Genomic DNA, 15,337 nt, shown 5'->3' on the forward strand with positions numbered 1-15,337 from the left:
GAATTATTGTCCTAATTTTAGGCGAGCAGTTTCGCCGCTGGAAAAAGGAGCCAGATCAACGGCCTGGCCGTTATAGGTCAACTGAACCCCGCGAGCGAAGCCCAGTCGCACACTGAACGGCGGCTTGCCGCTGACGTCCAGGTTCTCACCCTTGCGCTTGACACCGCTCAGCAGCACCTTGCCGTTGCCGTCGGTTACTTGAGTCCAGCAATCGGCCACATACCGCATATTGAGCAGCCCGGCACCGGCTTCAGGCGTAGGCTGGACGCCTGAGGTGGTGACCGGCATTGTGGTCGCTGGCGTCGGCGAAACGGTGGTGGCCGGCGTCACAGGTACAACATGGACTGGCGCCGCAGTTACGCTGGCAGAAGGCGCTACGACCGAAGTCGCCGGCGCGGCGGGCGCAACCTCGGCCGCTTGGGTACCTGCGGGAAGCGCCAACGTCGAGGTAGTGCCTTGAGAATCCGCCACAACTTGATCTTCCGGCCCATCCAGAGGATGAATCTGAGTGGTGCCGTCAGCACTTTCGACTTCGACATGCTCCAGATTGGTGTTTACCAGCTCCTTGCCACGCATTGACGCCTGATCCTGCCACCAGAAAAAGCCACCACCTACCAGCACTACCAGAAGCAACAAGCTGACGATGCGCAAAATATTGTGTGACAGCCGCACCGGTTCCTCGATACGGCCCAAGCTATGTACGTTGCTACCGTGGGAATCAGTTCCGGTGTAATGATCAAACTGCTGAACAAGGGCGGTTTGATCAAGGCCGAGCAACTTCGCATAGGCGCGGATATAACCACGAGCGAATGTATGCCCTGGCAGCTTTTCAAAGTCGCCGGTTTCCACGTTGCCCAGAAAAGCAACGGTCAGGTTTAACCTCGAAGCCACATCAGGCAGCGACCAGTTTTTACTCTCGCGACCTTGGCGCAAAGTTTCGCCAGGGTTGACACGAGTGGCTGCTACAACTTCGGGATGCGCCGCTTTCATCATTGCTCCAACTGGTATTGCTGATATTCCGGCGAGCCGGGATAGAGTCTTTTTAATTGCAACGCATAACTGGCTGCTTTGTTGCGATCACCATAACGTTTAGCCAATCGCGTACCGAGCAATAGACTACGTGCATTTTGATCGCTCAGCTGGCTAAAACGGTCGTAATAATCACGGGAGGGCACATAATGCCCGTCTTCGTAAGACAACTCAGCCATTTCCAGCAATGTTCTCGGCTGCCGAGGATTGAGGCCCAATGCTTTGGTGAAGAAAGCCAGGGCTTCGTCGCGTTTTTCGAGCTTCATGGAGGTCATCCCCAGGCTCTCGAAAACTCTGGAACGCTCCGGATACAAAGTATCTGAAGCGGCCTGTTGAAATCGTTCGTAAGCGTCTTTGTAACGCTTTTGCTCGTAGAGAAAACTGCCGTAATTATTCAGGATTCGCGCGTCACCGGGACGTGCTGACAGCGCCTTTAGAAACTGCTTGTCTGCTAGATCCGGTTCCATTTCGGCCTGAAAGACCAAAGCTAGCGCCGCATTGGCATCAGGGTCCGAGCTGTCCATATCAAGGGCTTTTTTCAGCGGAACCTTGGCCAGTTCGGTTTGCCCTTGCTGTAGATAGCCAACACCTAGCTGCACGTAAGCAGCGCGCGCCTCATCGCGGCCCTTGCTGGTACTCAACGGATTGATGGTTCCCGATGACACGCAGCCGGCCAGCACGTTAATCAAACAGAGCAACAGTGCAGTACGCAAGGTCATGAACATAGTCCCGATCAGTTCGACGTGGCGGCGCTTTGGACCACATCGCCCTCGGCACTCAACTCACGCACAGCAATATACCGCTCGCTGCGGCGGGTGCGGTCATTGACCTGCCCCACCAACTGGCCGCACGCAGCGTCGATATCTTCGCCACGGGTGGTGCGCACTGTGACGTTGTAGCCAGCCTGGTGCAACTGATCCTGGAAACGTCGTATTGCGTTGTTGCTCGGACGTTCATAGCCAGAGTGCGGAAACGGGTTAAATGGGATTAAGTTGATTTTGCAAGGAATGTCCTTGAGCAGCTCCGCCATTTCGATTGCGTGCTCAACCTTGTCGTTGATGTCTTTCAACATCGTGTATTCGATGGTCAATACGCGTTTTTCACCCAATGACGCCATATAACGCTGGCAGGACTCAAGCAGAACCTTTAGCGGATACTTCTTGTTGATCGGTACCAGTTGGCTGCGCAACTCATCATTGGGTGCGTGCAGTGAAAGCGCCAGCGAAACGTCAACGTGCTTGGAAAGCTCGTCAATCATCGGCACCACGCCAGAGGTGGACAACGTCACCCGGCGCTTTGAAATGCCATAACCTAAATCATCCATCATCAAAAGCATGGCGGAAATGACATTGTCGAAATTGAGCAGCGGCTCGCCCATGCCCATCATCACCACGTTGGTAATGGCACGGTCGACCGTAGCAGGGATACTGCCAAACGATTTGTTGGCAATCCACACCTGACCGATGACTTCGGCAGCGGTGAGGTTGCTATTGAAGCCCTGTTTGCCAGTGGAGCAGAAACTGCAATCCAGCGCACAGCCCGCCTGGGACGAAACACACAAAGTGCCGCGCTTGCCCTGGGGAATGTAAACAGTCTCGACACAGCTGCCCGACTCCACGCGCACCACCCATTTACGGGTGCCGTCGGTGGATATGTCTTCGCTGACGACTTCAGGACCGCGAACCTCAGCGCAGACCTTGAGCTTTTCGCGCAAGGCCTTGCTGACGTTCGTCATGGCGTCGAAATCTCCGACGCCAAAGTGGTGAATCCATTTCATTACCTGACCGGCACGAAAACGCTTCTCCCCGATCGAGTCGAAGAATTTTTCCATTTCCGGTTGAGTCAGACCCAACAGGTTGGTTTTGCCAGTCGATGTTGTCATTTTTTCACCCTCACTCGTTAGCCTTAGGCGTTACGAGCGGTTACTTCGGTAGCGGCGAAGAAATAAGCGATTTCACGTGCAGCAGCCGCTTCGGAATCGGAGCCGTGTACAGCGTTGGCGTCGATGGAATCAGCGAAGTCAGCACGGATAGTGCCAGCAGCCGCTTCTTTAGGGTTGGTAGCGCCCATCAATTCGCGGTTTTTGGCGATGGCGTTTTCGCCTTCCAGAACCTGAACGACAACCGGACCGGAAATCATGAAAGCAACCAGGTCGCCGAAGAAACCGCGAGCGCTATGCTCAGCGTAGAAGCCTTCAGCTTCAGCTTTGGACAGCTGCTTCATTTTCGAAGCAACCACTTGCAGACCAGCTTTTTCGAAACGAGTAACGATTTCGCCGATTACATTTTTAGCAACAGCATCAGGCTTGATGATGGAAAAAGTACGTTGAACAGCCATGGTGAAACTCCAGAAACGGTGATTAAAGCGAAAAATTAAACCCGCGTATTGTACGCGGGTTTAGGGGTATTGCCTAACGCACTGTTGGCTCAGTCCGCCTCATCGATCCAGGCAGCCTGAATAGCCTCCAGAACCTTCTCGCCGCCACGCACCGGATCATCATCGAACTCTGGCAGGCTAATTACCCAACGCTGGAGTTCGACGAAGTTCACGTAGCGCGGGTCCACCTCTGGCTTGCTCTCAGCCAATTGGATGGCGATCTCAAGCACATCCGTCCATTTAATACTCATAAAAACTCCTTGAATCAGTGCGCTGCTTCGGCTGCATGGTTAAGGGAGTATTTCGGTATCTCAACGGTCAAGTCCTCAGTACCCACGATTGCCTGACAAGTCAGACGCGATTGCGCCTCCAGACCCCAAGCCCGATCAAGATAGTCTTCTTCCAGTTCATCAGCCTCATTCAGCGAATTAGAGCCTTCGCGAATAATGCAGTGACACGTCGTGCAGGCGCAAACGCCGCCGCAGGCGCTTTCGATCTCGATATGGTGGTCATGGGCCACATCGAGAATGGATCGACCGGCCTCAGCCTGCACAACCATACCCTCCGGACAATGCTCGGCGTGTGGCAGAAAAATGATCTGCGGCATCAGTTAATCCTCGATTTCATTCAGTTTGCGCCCCGCCAGCGCGGATTTGACAGTTGAATCCAGGCGGCGAGCAGCGAAAGCATCGGTCACTTGCGATAGCCGCTTGGTCTGTAGCTCGATGGCAGGGCCATCCGTGCCTTGCATCAATTCATTCAGCTCATGCATTTGCGCCTCAATGACCACGCGCTCCTCTGCATCCAACAAACGATCGCCGTCTGCATCCAGCGCGCCCTGGACTGCCTCCAACAGGCGCTGAGCGTCAACCTGCTGTTCACGCAGTACGCGAGCAACCTTGTCATCGCTGGCATACTGGAACGAGTCCTTGAGCATGCGGGTAATTTCGCCATCAGTAAGGCCATAGGATGGCTTGACCTGGATGCTGGCCTCGACGCCCGATGCCAGCTCTCTAGCAGCGACACTGAGCAAACCATCGGCGTCAACCTGGAAGGTGACGCGGATTTTTGCAGCCCCAGCTACCATCGGCGGGATGCCGCGCAATTCAAAACGCGCCAGGGAACGGCAATCACTGATGAGCTCACGCTCGCCCTGCAGCACATGAATCATCATGGCCGACTGACCGTCTTTGTAGGTGGTGAAATCCTGAGCACGGGCGACGGGGATGGTGGTGTTGCGTGGAATCACCTTCTCCATCAGACCACCCATGGTTTCAAGCCCTAAAGACAGCGGAATCACATCGAGCAACAATAACTCTTCACCATCACGCTTGTTGCCCGCCAACGTATCGGCCTGGATCGCAGCGCCAATGGCTACTACTTGATCAGGATCAATTTCAGTCAATGGTTGGCGACCAAACAGCTCGGCGACAGCCTCTCGCACACGCGGCACACGGGTCGAACCGCCGACCATGACCACGGCTTCAACGTCTTCGACTTCGATGCCCGCGTCGCGAATAGCGCGCCGACATGATTTGAGGCTGCGGGCCAGCATGGGTTCGAGCATCGCATCGAACGCTTGACGAGTCAGTACCGAATGCCAGTCGCCGTGCACGACCTTGACCGAATCGACTTCAGTCAAGGCTTCTTTGGCAGCGCACGCAGTTTGCAGCAGGCTACGTTGGGCAGAAGGATCAAGGTCGGAGGAAAGCCCAGCCTCGCTCACTATCCAGCTGGCAATGGCGTGATCGAAATCATCGCCACCCAGCGCCGTGTCGCCGCCGGTTGCCAAGACTTCAAAGACGCCGCCCGTCAGACGCAAAACGGAGATATCAAAAGTGCCGCCGCCCAGGTCATAGATAGCTACCACGCCTTCGGCGTGTTGATCCAGGCCATAAGCAACCGCTGCGGCCGTAGGCTCGTTCAGCAGGCGCAGCACGTTGAGGCCGGCCAGCCGAGCAGCATCTTTGGTGGCTTGCCGCTGAGCATCATCGAAATAAGCCGGAACGGTAATCACCGCACCCACCAATTCGCCACCCAAGGTCGCTTCGGCGCGCTGACGCAGCACTTTGAGAATTTCTGCCGACACTTCTACCGGGCTTTTAGGCCCTTGAATCGTGTCAATAAAGGGCATGTGCGACTCGCCACCGACGAAGCGGTAAGGCAGCTGCTCACCCAATTGCTTCACGTCGGACAAGCCTCGACCCATCAGTCGCTTGACTGACAAAACGGTGTTGAACGGATCAAGCGCGGCGGCGTCTTTAGCGCTCTGCCCCACTTCAATACGATCGGAGTGATAGCGCACGGCGGACGGCAGAATAACCTGCCCTTCACCATCGGCCAGAGGCTCGGAAAGACCACTGCGTAATGCAGCGACCAACGAATTTGTAGTGCCCAAGTCGATTCCAACCGCCAGACGTCGCTGATGCGGTTGAGGACTTTGGCCGGGTTCGGCGATCTGCAGTAGGGCCATGCTTATCTGAATTTCACAGGCGTGCAGCCAAAGGCGGCACGGGGTTAGTCGTCGAGGCGCTCTTCCAGCTGGCGCACTTCGTAGGTGAGCTTGTCGAGGAACTGCATACGTCGCATCAGCCGTTCAGCTTGTTCGCGTCGTACAGCGTCATTCCAACAGGCAGCGAAGCTTTCGTTCAATCCATCCTGAGCAGCTTTTAGCCTACGCTTGAACACAGCAATACCAGCCAAATCAGCGTCATCTTGCAAATCCTCAAGCTCTTCGCGCCATTGCATCTGCTGCAGAAGAAACTCAGGGTCCTGCACGGTGACTTCCAACGGCATCTCATGACCGCCTAACGTGAGTAAATAACGTGCCCGTTTAGGTGCGTTTTTTAGCGTTTGATAGGCTTCATTGAGACTGGCGGATTGCTCAAGCGCCAGCCGTTGCTCACGCTCGGGAGCATCAGCAAAGCGGTCTGGATGTACGGTGCGCGCCAGTTCACGGTAGCGTGCGGCCAACTGATCGAGATCCAAACAGAAATCCGGTTTGAGCTCGAATAAAGCGAAATGACAAGGAGTACCCACGGTCAGCCTCAGATGTTGAAGCTTTCGCCGCAGCCACATTCACTGCGCGAGTTAGGGTTGTTGAACTTGAAGCCTTCGTTCAACCCTTCCTTGACGAAATCGAGTTCAGTGCCATCGAGATAAACCAGGCTTTTGGGATCGATGATCACTTTGACACCGTGCAATTCGTACACGGTGTCTTCGCTACCCGCCTCGTCGACGAACTCCAACACATAGGCGAGACCGGAACAACCTGTAGTGCGAACACCCAGGCGAACCCCATCACCTTTGCCGCGCCCTGCAAGGGAGCGACGTACGTGTTGAGCGGCAGCTTCTGTCATGCTGATAGACATCGAAACTCCTTAATTGAATCAAGCTTCGTAAAGGCTCTCCTCCCTCGGGGATTAGAGCAAGCCTTTCTTCTGCTTATAGTCGCGAACAGCTGCCTTGATGGCGTCTTCCGCCAGTACAGAGCAGTGGATTTTAACTGGAGGCAACGCCAGTTCTTCGGCCAAGTGAGTGTTTGTGATGGTCTCTGCTTCATCCAGAGTCTTGCCCTTCATCCACTCGGTAGCCAAGGAGCTGGAGGCGATAGCCGAACCGCAACCGTAGGTTTTGAACTTGGCGTCTTCGATGATGCCGTGTTCGTTGACCTTGATCTGCAGGCGCATTACATCGCCGCACGCCGGGGCGCCGACCATGCCGGTACCCACATCTGGATCTTCCGCGTCCATCTTGCCGACGTTGCGCGGGTTCTCGTAGTGGTCTATGACCTTTTCGCTATATGCCATGGTACTTAATCCTCACTCATCAGAAAGTCGCTCTTATTGGCGACTTGTCAGTGCGCAGCCCACTCGATCTTCGAGATGTCGACGCCGTCTTTGTACATGTCCCACAGCGGCGACAAAGCGCGCAGCTTGGTAACGGCCTCGCACACTTTCTGCGCGGCGTAGTCGATTTCTTCTTCGGTGGTAAAACGGCCGAAGGTAAAACGAATCGAGCTGTGCGCCAATTCGTCATTGCGGCCCAGGGCGCGCAATACATAAGAAGGCTCAAGGGAAGCCGAGGTGCACGCAGAGCCGGACGAAACCGCCAGATCCTTGAGCGCCATGATCAGCGATTCGCCTTCAACGTAGTTGAAGCTCAGGTTCAAGTTGTGCGGTACACGGGAGATTTGGCTACCGTTCACGTACAGCTCTTCCAAATGTTCGACTTGCTTAAAAAAACGATCGCTCAAGGCTTTGATGCGAACGCTCTCAACAGCCATGTCTTCTTTAGCAACCTGGAAGGCTTCACCCATACCCACGATCTGGTGAGTCGCAAGCGTACCGGAACGCATACCACGCTCATGACCACCACCGTGCATGGTCGCTTCCAGGCGAACGCGCGGTTTGCGGCTAACGTAGAGGGCGCCGATGCCTTTAGGGCCGTAGGTTTTGTGCGCAGAGAACGACATCAGGTCAACGTTGAGGTTGGCCAGATCGATATCGACTTTACCGGTGGACTGTGCGGCATCAACGTGAAATAACACGCCGCGCGAACGGGTCAGTTCACCAATAGCAGCGATATCGTTAATGGTGCCAATTTCATTGTTGACGTGCATGACCGACACCAAAATGGTGTCCTCGCGCAAGGCCGCCTCAACCATCGCCGGGGTGATCAAACCGTCTGTACCGGGCTCGATATACGTCACCTCGAAGCCTTCACGCTCCAGTTGGCGCATGGTATCCAAAACCGCTTTGTGCTCGATTTTGTTGGTGATCAGATGCTTGCCTTTGCTGGAATAGAAGTGTGCAACACCTTTAATGGCCAGGTTATTGGACTCGGTGGCACCTGAGGTCCACACAATTTCACGTGGATCTGCATTGACCAGATCAGCGACCTGACGGCGGGCATTTTCCACGGATTCTTCTGCTTTCCAGCCGAACACGTGCGAACGCGACGCGGGATTACCGAAGTTTCCATCAACCAGCAGGCATTCGCTCATTTTTTGCGCAACGCGCGGATCGACTGGAGTCGTCGCGGAGTAATCGAGGTAAATCGGCAATTTCATTGAATATCTCCTATCAGGCAGGCGCGCCGCTCATGCATCTACGGTCATTCGACGGCGGACGTTTCGATCTTATCCAACTGCGGTGTTCTGCACGCATTGCGACGCAGATCCTGACGTTGAGCGACTTCTTGCACCTCACGGCGAGTAACAAGGTCAGCCAGGCTTATACCGCTAAGGAATTCGTGGATTTGCTGACTGAGGTCGCACCACAAGTGGTGGGTCAGACAGGTATCGCCAGCATGGCAATCACCCAGCCCCTGACAGCGTGTCGCATCAACCGATTCGTTAACCGCATCGATTACCTGCGCAACCTGGATGCCCTGCATGTCACGGGACAGCTGGTAACCACCACCTGGGCCGCGAACACTCGACACCAGATTACTGCGACGCAGTTTGGCGAAAAGCTGTTCAAGATAGGACAAAGATATGCCTTGCCGCTCTGAAATATCGGCCAGTGACACTGGCCCGCGCTGCGCATGTAACGCCAGATCAAGCATGGCTGTTACAGCGTATCGGCCTTTAGTAGTCAGTCGCATGGCATGTACCGCGGAGGTTCGGAATGAGGGCGAGTATGCTATTCCCGAGTGTTTAAGTCAACTATAAGACCTAGTAAATTAGTCGGGATTACCCGCAAATAGCGGCAGCATCATAGCAAATGCCTAGGCGCGCTGGCACGCACCTTAGGTCTATGAGCGTCAGGAGCTCGCCCTTAGCCAACTTTAGTTTCGCTGCAGTCTTTCACGCACTCAAAGACCTCATCGCGCAGGGCGGGCAGCTCCTTGGAGCTGTAATCGCAGCCCAGCTTATTAAGCGCCTCGCCCATACTTTCAAGGCGTGCATCGACGGCCTGAATGTGATCGAGCAGTTGGCCAATTGCTTTCGCGACTGGGTCCGGCATGTCTTCACTGATTCCATAGGCGTCGAAACCGAGCTTTTCAGCGATGGCTTTGCGCTTGGCATCTACCTCTTCATCGGTCTTGATAATGATCCGCCCCGGAATGCCGACCGCTGTGGCACCCGCCGGTACTGCCTTGGTGACCACAGCATTGGAGCCGACCTTTGCGCCTGCGCCGACCGTGAAGGGCCCCAGCACTTTGGCACCGGCACCGACGACGACACCCGCTTCTAATGTCGGGTGACGCTTACCCTTGTTCCAGCTGGTGCCGCCCAAAGTCACGCCTTGGTACAACGTAACGTCATCCCCGATTTCAGCGGTTTCGCCGATCACGATGCCCATTCCATGATCTATGAAGAGACGCCGGCCGATGGTTGCCCCTGGATGAATCTCGATCCCCGTCATCCAACGCCCGAAATTAGAAACCATCCGCGCCAGCCATTTCCAACCCAAATTCCACAAGCAGCGTGAAAGTCGATGCAGCCAGATGGCGTGCATGCCGGGATAGCACGTCAGCACCTCGAACGCATTGCGTGCAGCAGGGTCTCGATGGAATACGCTCTGAATATCTTCTCGCAGACGGTTGAACATCATTGGCCCTTGCGCTTATGAGGCTCGCCGCGCGCCACTTTCTGCGTCTCGGTGAGGATGCCGCGTAAAATATTCATTTCTGATCGGTAAACGGCGCTGCGCCCGAACAAGCGGCGCATGCGAGCCATGAGGTGACGCGGGTTTTCCGGATCGAGAAAACCAATAGCGACCAGAGTTGCCTCAAGATGACCGTAAAACAGCTCCATCTCATCCATGGTCACAGGCTCGGAGCTACGGGTGGAGGTGACTTCCACCTTCTCAATTTTTGTCGGTTTACCTTGGGCCGCGAGCCACGACATCCGCACTTCATAGCACAGCACCTGCACCGCCGCGCCAAGATTCAGCGAACTAAACTCGGGATCAGACGGGATATGCACATGATAATGACATCGCTGCAGCTCTTCATTGGTCAGCCCAGCGTATTCACGACCGAACACCAATGCGATTTCAGCACCGTCAGCCGCCTGTTCTGCAGCCATTACCCCGCATTCACGCGGATCAAGCAGCGGCCAGGGAATCCTGCGGTCACGAGCACTGGTGCCCAACACCAGATTGCAGCCCACCAAGGCATCTTCTAACGTCGCCACCACTTGGGCGTTCGCAAGAACATCGCTGGCACCGGACGCACGCGCTTCGGCCTCGTGGGAAGGGAAATCCAGCGGATCGACCAGCACCAAGCGTGAAAGCCCCATGTTTTTCATGGCACGCGCAGCCCCACCAATGTTACCGGGGTGACTGGTACCGACCAGGACGACACGAATATTTTGCAGCAATGCAAGTTCTCACAGACGGGAGAAAGGGGAGCAAATCTTACAGAACCCCCTCGATTAACGCTATGGACGCTATGCGCGCTGGAAATAATCAGTCGGTGCCCCTACAATGTTCGGCTTTCTTTAACGACCTAGGTGAAACGTCCATGCAGCCCATGCTGAATATCGCGCTGCGCGCCGCCCGCAGCGCCAGTGAATTGATTTTCCGCTCCATCGAGCGCTTGGATACCATCAAGGTCGACGAAAAAGAAGCGAAGGATTACGTCACCGAAATTGATCGCGCTGCCGAACTGAGTATTATTACCGCCCTGCGAAAAGCCTATCCGACCCACGGCATTCTGGGCGAAGAAAGCGGCCTGCATGAAGGCAGCGGTGACGGTACCGAATACTTGTGGATCATCGACCCCCTTGATGGCACTACCAACTTCGTAAGAGGCGTGCCGCATTTTGCGGTCAGCATCGCTTGTAAATATCGCGGTCGCCTTGAGCATGCAGTGGTTCTGGACCCAGTTCGCCAAGAAGAATTCACCGCGAGCCGTGGCCGTGGTGCCGCCCTTAACGGTCGTCGCTTGCGTGTGAGCCAGCGAAAAAGTCTGGAGGGCGCCCTGCTGGGTACCGGATTCCCATTCCGTGATGGTCAAATGGACAACTTGGAAAACTACTTGGGCATGTTCCGCAGCCTGGTAGGTCAAACTGCCGGTATCCGTCGCGCAGGCGCCGCCAGTCTCGACCTCGCTTATGTAGCGGCCGGTCGTTTCGATGCGTTCTGGGAGTCGGGCCTGTCTGAATGGGACATGGCGGCAGGCGCGCTGCTGATTCAAGAAGCAGGCGGCTTGGTGAGCGACTTCACTGGCGGCCACGACTTCCTTGAAAAAGGCCACATCGTTGCCGGCAACACCAAGTGTTTCAAAGCCGTGCTAACTTCAATCGCACCGCACTTACCTGCCTCGCTGAAGCGCTAAGCCTCACGGCTCTCATAAAAACCGGCATTTGCCGGTTTTTTTACATCACTAGATCTGTTTTATTGCGCGACCAAATACAAAAAAGCACCCGAAGGTGCTTTTTTTCACGGCCAACCCGTTTTTGAATAATTACTGCGTTGCGGCGCCACCTTGCCCCAAAATCAATTGGCCTTGTTTGTTGACCGGAATTTGATTGCCGGGATCACGATCCATACGGACCTGACCAACTTTGCCGTTCAACTGATACTTCACGTCATAACCCACGACCTTGTCGCTAATGTCATTAACGGTATTACACCGAGTTTGATTGGTGGTGTAAGTATCGCGATTCTGCATGCCTTCCTGAACGCGGTTACCCGCATATCCGCCACCCACGGCACCCGCGACCGTGGCAAGTTTCCGACCGTTGCCACCGCCAACCTGGTTACCGAGCAAACCACCCGCCACAGCACCCAACACACTGCCCAATATTTGATTTTGATCCTTAACCGGCGCCTGACGAGTGACAGCCACCTCTTTACAAACCTCTCGCGGGGTTTTTACTTGCTCTTTGATAGGCTGAACACCCAACACATCCGCATACTCAGGGCCGCCTTTGACCAAGCTATAGGTGGCGATAGCACCTCCGGCGGTCACGCCGACAGCGCCCAACACCGCACCAATTAACAACGACTTGTTCACTTGAACCTCCTGGCACTAATACGCGGCGCTTATCAAAAGAAAAGTCTCACGCCATCCTAGCCTTGGAGTACAAAAAAGGGCGTGAGTTCAACACTCACGCCCTTACGGTCAAACCAGCATTACTTACGGACGATCATCAGCCCTGTCCGCAACGACGGGAGGAATCAGGTCTTCGGTGGTGAGGTTCAGCCAGATCAGAACGACGTTGGCGATATAGATCGATGAGTACGTACCCGCTAATACACCGATGAACAGTGCAACCGAGAAACCGTGCAGGCTATCGCCACCAAACACCCACAGGGCAGTAATGGCTAACAATGTCGAAATCGACGTCGCCATGGTCCGCAACAGGGTCTGAGTGGTGGAGATATTGATATTCTCAATCAGAGTCGCTTTACGCAGGATTCGGAAGTTTTCCCGAACCCGGTCGAAGACCACAATGGTGTCGTTCAGTGAGTAGCCGATAATTGCCAGTACGGCGGCGAGCACGGTCAAGTCAAACGTTACCTGGAAGAACGACAGGATGCCCACGGTAACCACCACGTCATGAATCAAGGAGACGATGGCGCCGATGGCAAACTTCCACTGGAAGCGGAAGGCCAGGTAGATCAGAACGCCACCCAACGCCATCAGCATGCCGAGGCCGCCTTGGTCGCGAAGCTCAGAACCCACTTGGGGGCCCACGAACTCTACGCGCTTGACGGTCACCGGGTTGTCCGCGCCGGTCTGGCGCAGCACTGCAGCAACCTGATTGCCCAACTGCGGATCTTCACCTGGCATACGCACCAGCAAATCCGTCGTTGCGCCAAAGCTTTGAACCACTGCTTCGTGATAACCCGCAGCCTCCAACTCCTGACGGACCTTCGGCAAGTCTGCCGCACGTTCGTAAGTCAGCTCGATGAGCGTACCGCCGGTAAAGTCCAAACCGTAGTTCAGGCCTTTATGAAAGAAGCTGAACAACGCCAGCGCCGTAAGGAGCATGGTGACAGCGAACGCAATATTGCGAACGCCCATAAAGTTAATGGTACGTAACATGGCAGCCCCTTAAATCCATAACTTCTTGAAGTCACGTCCGCCATAGATCAGGTTGACCATTGCGCGGGTCACCATGATGGCCGTAAACATCGAGGTAAAGATCCCGAGCGACATGGTCACCGCAAAGCCTTTGACTGGGCCAGTGCCCATCGCAAAGAGAATGCCGCCAACCAGCAGCGTTGTCAGGTTGGCATCGAGGATCGCAGTGAATGCGCGGCCGAAGCCTTCGTTGATCGCGCGCTGTATGGTCATGCCCCCAGCGATTTCTTCACGTATTCGCGAGAAGATCAGCACGTTGGCGTCGACCGCCATACCCATGGTCAGCACAATACCGGCAATACCTGGCAGGGTCAGCGTGGCACCCAGCAAGGACATCAATGCCAGCAGCAGCACCATGTTCACAGACAGTGCAACCGTAGCAATCAGACCGAAGAAACGGTAGATCGCAATAATGAACAGCGACACAAACAGCATGCCCCACAGCGACGCATGGATACCCTTGGTAATGTTGTCTGCGCCCAAGCTCGGACCAATAGTCCGTTCTTCAGCGAAGTACATCGGCGCAGCCAGACCACCGGCACGCAGCAGCAGCGCCAACTCGGAAGCCTCACCCTGACCGTTCAGGCCAGTGATACGGAACTGGCTGCCCAACGGCGACTGGATGGTTGCCAGACTGATGATTTTTTTCTCTTCAGTGAACGTCTGTGTCGGTACGTCTTTCTCGACGCCATTGACCATTTGCTTGGTGTAGGTGGTTGTAGGCTTCTGCTCGATAAAGATGACCGCCATGCTGCGACCCACATTACTACGGGTCGCACGACTCATCAGATCACCGCCGTGACCATCAAGTTTGATGTTCACTTGCGGGCGACCGTGTTCGTCGAAACCGGCCTTGGCGTCAGTAACCTGGTCACCGGTAATGATCAAACCACGTTCAACCGGCGCCGCAGGGCGACCGCCTTCACGGAACTCGAACATCTCGGTAGAGGCTTTCGAATCGTCGGGACCTGCGCCAAGCCGGAATTCAAGGTTGGCCGTCTTGCCCAAGATACGCTTGGCTTCAGCGGTGTCTTGCACGCCCGGCAGCTCAACCACAATGCGGTTGGCGCCTTGACGTTGAACCAGTGGCTCGGCAACACCCAGTTCGTTGACCCGGTTACGCACCGTGGTCAAGTTCTGCTTGATCGAGTATTCGCGGATCTCGGCAATTTTCGCCGGCGTCATCGCCAAGCGCAGCACGAACTGATCGCCGCGCTCGCTGGTGGTCATGGTGAAATCGTTGTTGTTCTTGCGGATCAGCGCACTGGCCTGCGAGCGAGTATCTGCATCAGCAAACCCAAGCATGATGCCGCCACCCACCGACGGCAGAGTGCGGTAACGCAAACGCTCTTTGCGCAATAAGGTTTTGACTTCGCCGTCATAAACTTTCAGGCGCGCCTCCAGCGCTTTATCCATATCGACTTCCAACAGGAAGTGAACACCGCCAGACAAGTCCAAACCCATTTTCATCGGGCTTGCACCCAGGCCGCGCAGCCATTTAGGCGTGGTCCGAGCCAGGTTTAGCGCAACGACATAGTCATCACCCAGCGCCTTGCGTACCACATCCTTGGCAGGCAACTGGTCTTCTTGCTTGCTCAGACGTAACAAACCGGCCTTGCCATTCTCAGCCAGAGACGCGCCTTTGACCGTAATACCTGCGTCGACGAGCGCTTTGCTCACTCGGTCCAGGTCAGCCTGGTTCACCTGAAGCGCAGTGCTCGCGCCGCTGATTTGAATAGCCGGATCGTCAGGATAGAGATTGGGTGCGGAATAAATAACACCGACCACCAGCACTGCCAGGATCAGTATGTATTTCCACAGAGGGTATTTGTTCAGCATCACGCCGCCCGCTTATAACGCGGGGCGCCTTGCGCGCCCCGTCGATTGG

At 55.3% G+C, this 15,337-nt stretch carries 18 protein-coding genes; 1 reads left to right on the forward strand and 17 read right to left on the reverse strand.

All coding sequences use genetic code 11. The features are described 5' to 3' along the window. Window positions 1-3 precede the first annotated feature (3 nt). From QN378_RS08520 to trmJ, 14 genes are all read right to left on the reverse strand, one after another. Window positions 4-990 carry a RodZ family helix-turn-helix domain-containing protein gene (locus QN378_RS08520; protein WP_322201484.1) on the reverse strand — a complete coding sequence of 329 codons (987 nt, stop codon included), beginning with the start codon at window positions 988-990 and terminating at the stop codon, window positions 4-6. After that, complete coding sequence (gene pilW, locus QN378_RS08525) at window positions 990-1,748, reverse strand: type IV pilus biogenesis/stability protein PilW (RefSeq protein ID WP_322201482.1); 759 nt, start codon at window positions 1,746-1,748, stop codon at window positions 990-992. Before pilW ends, QN378_RS08520 begins: the two co-directional genes overlap by 1 nt. A gap of 14 nt (window positions 1,749-1,762) precedes the next feature. Next, window positions 1,763-2,911 (reverse strand): 23S rRNA (adenine(2503)-C(2))-methyltransferase RlmN, encoded by a 1,149-nt coding sequence (rlmN, locus tag QN378_RS08530; protein WP_323549001.1) that lies wholly within the window; start codon window positions 2,909-2,911, stop codon window positions 1,763-1,765. A 23-nt stretch (window positions 2,912-2,934) separates the two neighbouring features. Beyond that, window positions 2,935-3,366, reverse strand: coding sequence for a nucleoside-diphosphate kinase (gene ndk / locus QN378_RS08535; protein ID WP_322201479.1), 432 nt, complete (start codon window positions 3,364-3,366; stop codon window positions 2,935-2,937). 89 nt (window positions 3,367-3,455) lie between these two features. Next, window positions 3,456-3,656, reverse strand: coding sequence for a Fe-S cluster assembly protein IscX (gene iscX / locus QN378_RS08540; protein ID WP_322201477.1), 201 nt, complete (start codon window positions 3,654-3,656; stop codon window positions 3,456-3,458). A 14-nt stretch (window positions 3,657-3,670) separates the two neighbouring features. Further along, entirely contained in the window at window positions 3,671-4,012 is a 342-nt protein-coding gene (fdx, locus tag QN378_RS08545) for an ISC system 2Fe-2S type ferredoxin (RefSeq protein WP_322201475.1), read from the reverse strand. Window positions 4,013-4,015: 3 nt separating this feature from the next. Next, window positions 4,016-5,878 (reverse strand): Fe-S protein assembly chaperone HscA, encoded by a 1,863-nt coding sequence (gene hscA / locus QN378_RS08550; RefSeq protein ID WP_322201473.1) that lies wholly within the window; start codon window positions 5,876-5,878, stop codon window positions 4,016-4,018. A 44-nt stretch (window positions 5,879-5,922) separates the two neighbouring features. Then, window positions 5,923-6,444, reverse strand: a complete 522-nt coding sequence (gene hscB, locus QN378_RS08555; protein WP_323549004.1) for a co-chaperone HscB — start codon at window positions 6,442-6,444, stop codon at window positions 5,923-5,925. An 8-nt stretch (window positions 6,445-6,452) separates the two neighbouring features. After that, a complete protein-coding gene (gene iscA, locus QN378_RS08560) occupies window positions 6,453-6,776 on the reverse strand; it encodes an iron-sulfur cluster assembly protein IscA (RefSeq protein WP_322201468.1) in 324 nt (107 codons plus the stop codon). A gap of 51 nt (window positions 6,777-6,827) precedes the next feature. Continuing rightward, complete coding sequence (gene iscU / locus QN378_RS08565) at window positions 6,828-7,214, reverse strand: Fe-S cluster assembly scaffold IscU (RefSeq protein WP_322167960.1); 387 nt, start codon at window positions 7,212-7,214, stop codon at window positions 6,828-6,830. A gap of 47 nt (window positions 7,215-7,261) precedes the next feature. Then, window positions 7,262-8,476 carry an IscS subfamily cysteine desulfurase gene (locus QN378_RS08570; RefSeq protein ID WP_323549006.1) on the reverse strand — a complete coding sequence of 405 codons (1,215 nt, stop codon included), beginning with the start codon at window positions 8,474-8,476 and terminating at the stop codon, window positions 7,262-7,264. 44 nt (window positions 8,477-8,520) lie between these two features. Beyond that, window positions 8,521-9,012 carry a Fe-S cluster assembly transcriptional regulator IscR gene (iscR, locus tag QN378_RS08575; RefSeq protein ID WP_297833141.1) on the reverse strand — a complete coding sequence of 164 codons (492 nt, stop codon included), beginning with the start codon at window positions 9,010-9,012 and terminating at the stop codon, window positions 8,521-8,523. A gap of 173 nt (window positions 9,013-9,185) precedes the next feature. Further along, window positions 9,186-9,962, reverse strand: a complete 777-nt coding sequence (gene cysE / locus QN378_RS08580; protein ID WP_322201464.1) for a serine O-acetyltransferase — start codon at window positions 9,960-9,962, stop codon at window positions 9,186-9,188. Then, window positions 9,962-10,735: a tRNA (cytosine(32)/uridine(32)-2'-O)-methyltransferase TrmJ gene (gene trmJ, locus QN378_RS08585; RefSeq protein ID WP_322201462.1), complete on the reverse strand. Its 774-nt coding sequence runs from the start codon at window positions 10,733-10,735 to the stop codon at window positions 9,962-9,964. Before trmJ ends, cysE begins: the two co-directional genes overlap by 1 nt. A gap of 143 nt (window positions 10,736-10,878) precedes the next feature. Here trmJ and suhB point away from each other — a divergent pair, with 143 nt between their 5' ends. Next, the gene (suhB, locus tag QN378_RS08590; RefSeq protein WP_322201460.1) at window positions 10,879-11,694 is read left to right on the forward strand and encodes an inositol-phosphate phosphatase; all 816 of its coding nucleotides are present in this window, start codon (window positions 10,879-10,881) and stop codon (window positions 11,692-11,694) included. 129 nt (window positions 11,695-11,823) lie between these two features. Here the strand turns inward: suhB and QN378_RS08595 are convergent, their stop codons facing one another. The 3 genes from QN378_RS08595 to secD form a co-directional block, all read right to left on the reverse strand. Then, entirely contained in the window at window positions 11,824-12,375 is a 552-nt protein-coding gene (locus QN378_RS08595) for a glycine zipper 2TM domain-containing protein (protein ID WP_323549008.1), read from the reverse strand. A 123-nt stretch (window positions 12,376-12,498) separates the two neighbouring features. After that, entirely contained in the window at window positions 12,499-13,410 is a 912-nt protein-coding gene (secF, locus tag QN378_RS08600; protein ID WP_323549009.1) for a protein translocase subunit SecF, read from the reverse strand. Between the two features lie 9 nt (window positions 13,411-13,419). Then, a complete protein-coding gene (gene secD, locus QN378_RS08605; protein WP_322201454.1) occupies window positions 13,420-15,288 on the reverse strand; it encodes a protein translocase subunit SecD in 1,869 nt (622 codons plus the stop codon). Between the last annotated feature and the right edge of the window lie 49 nt (window positions 15,289-15,337).

It is taken from the genome of Pseudomonas sp. 10S5, assembly GCF_035019745.1.
Taxonomy (GTDB): domain Bacteria; phylum Pseudomonadota; class Gammaproteobacteria; order Pseudomonadales; family Pseudomonadaceae; genus Aquipseudomonas.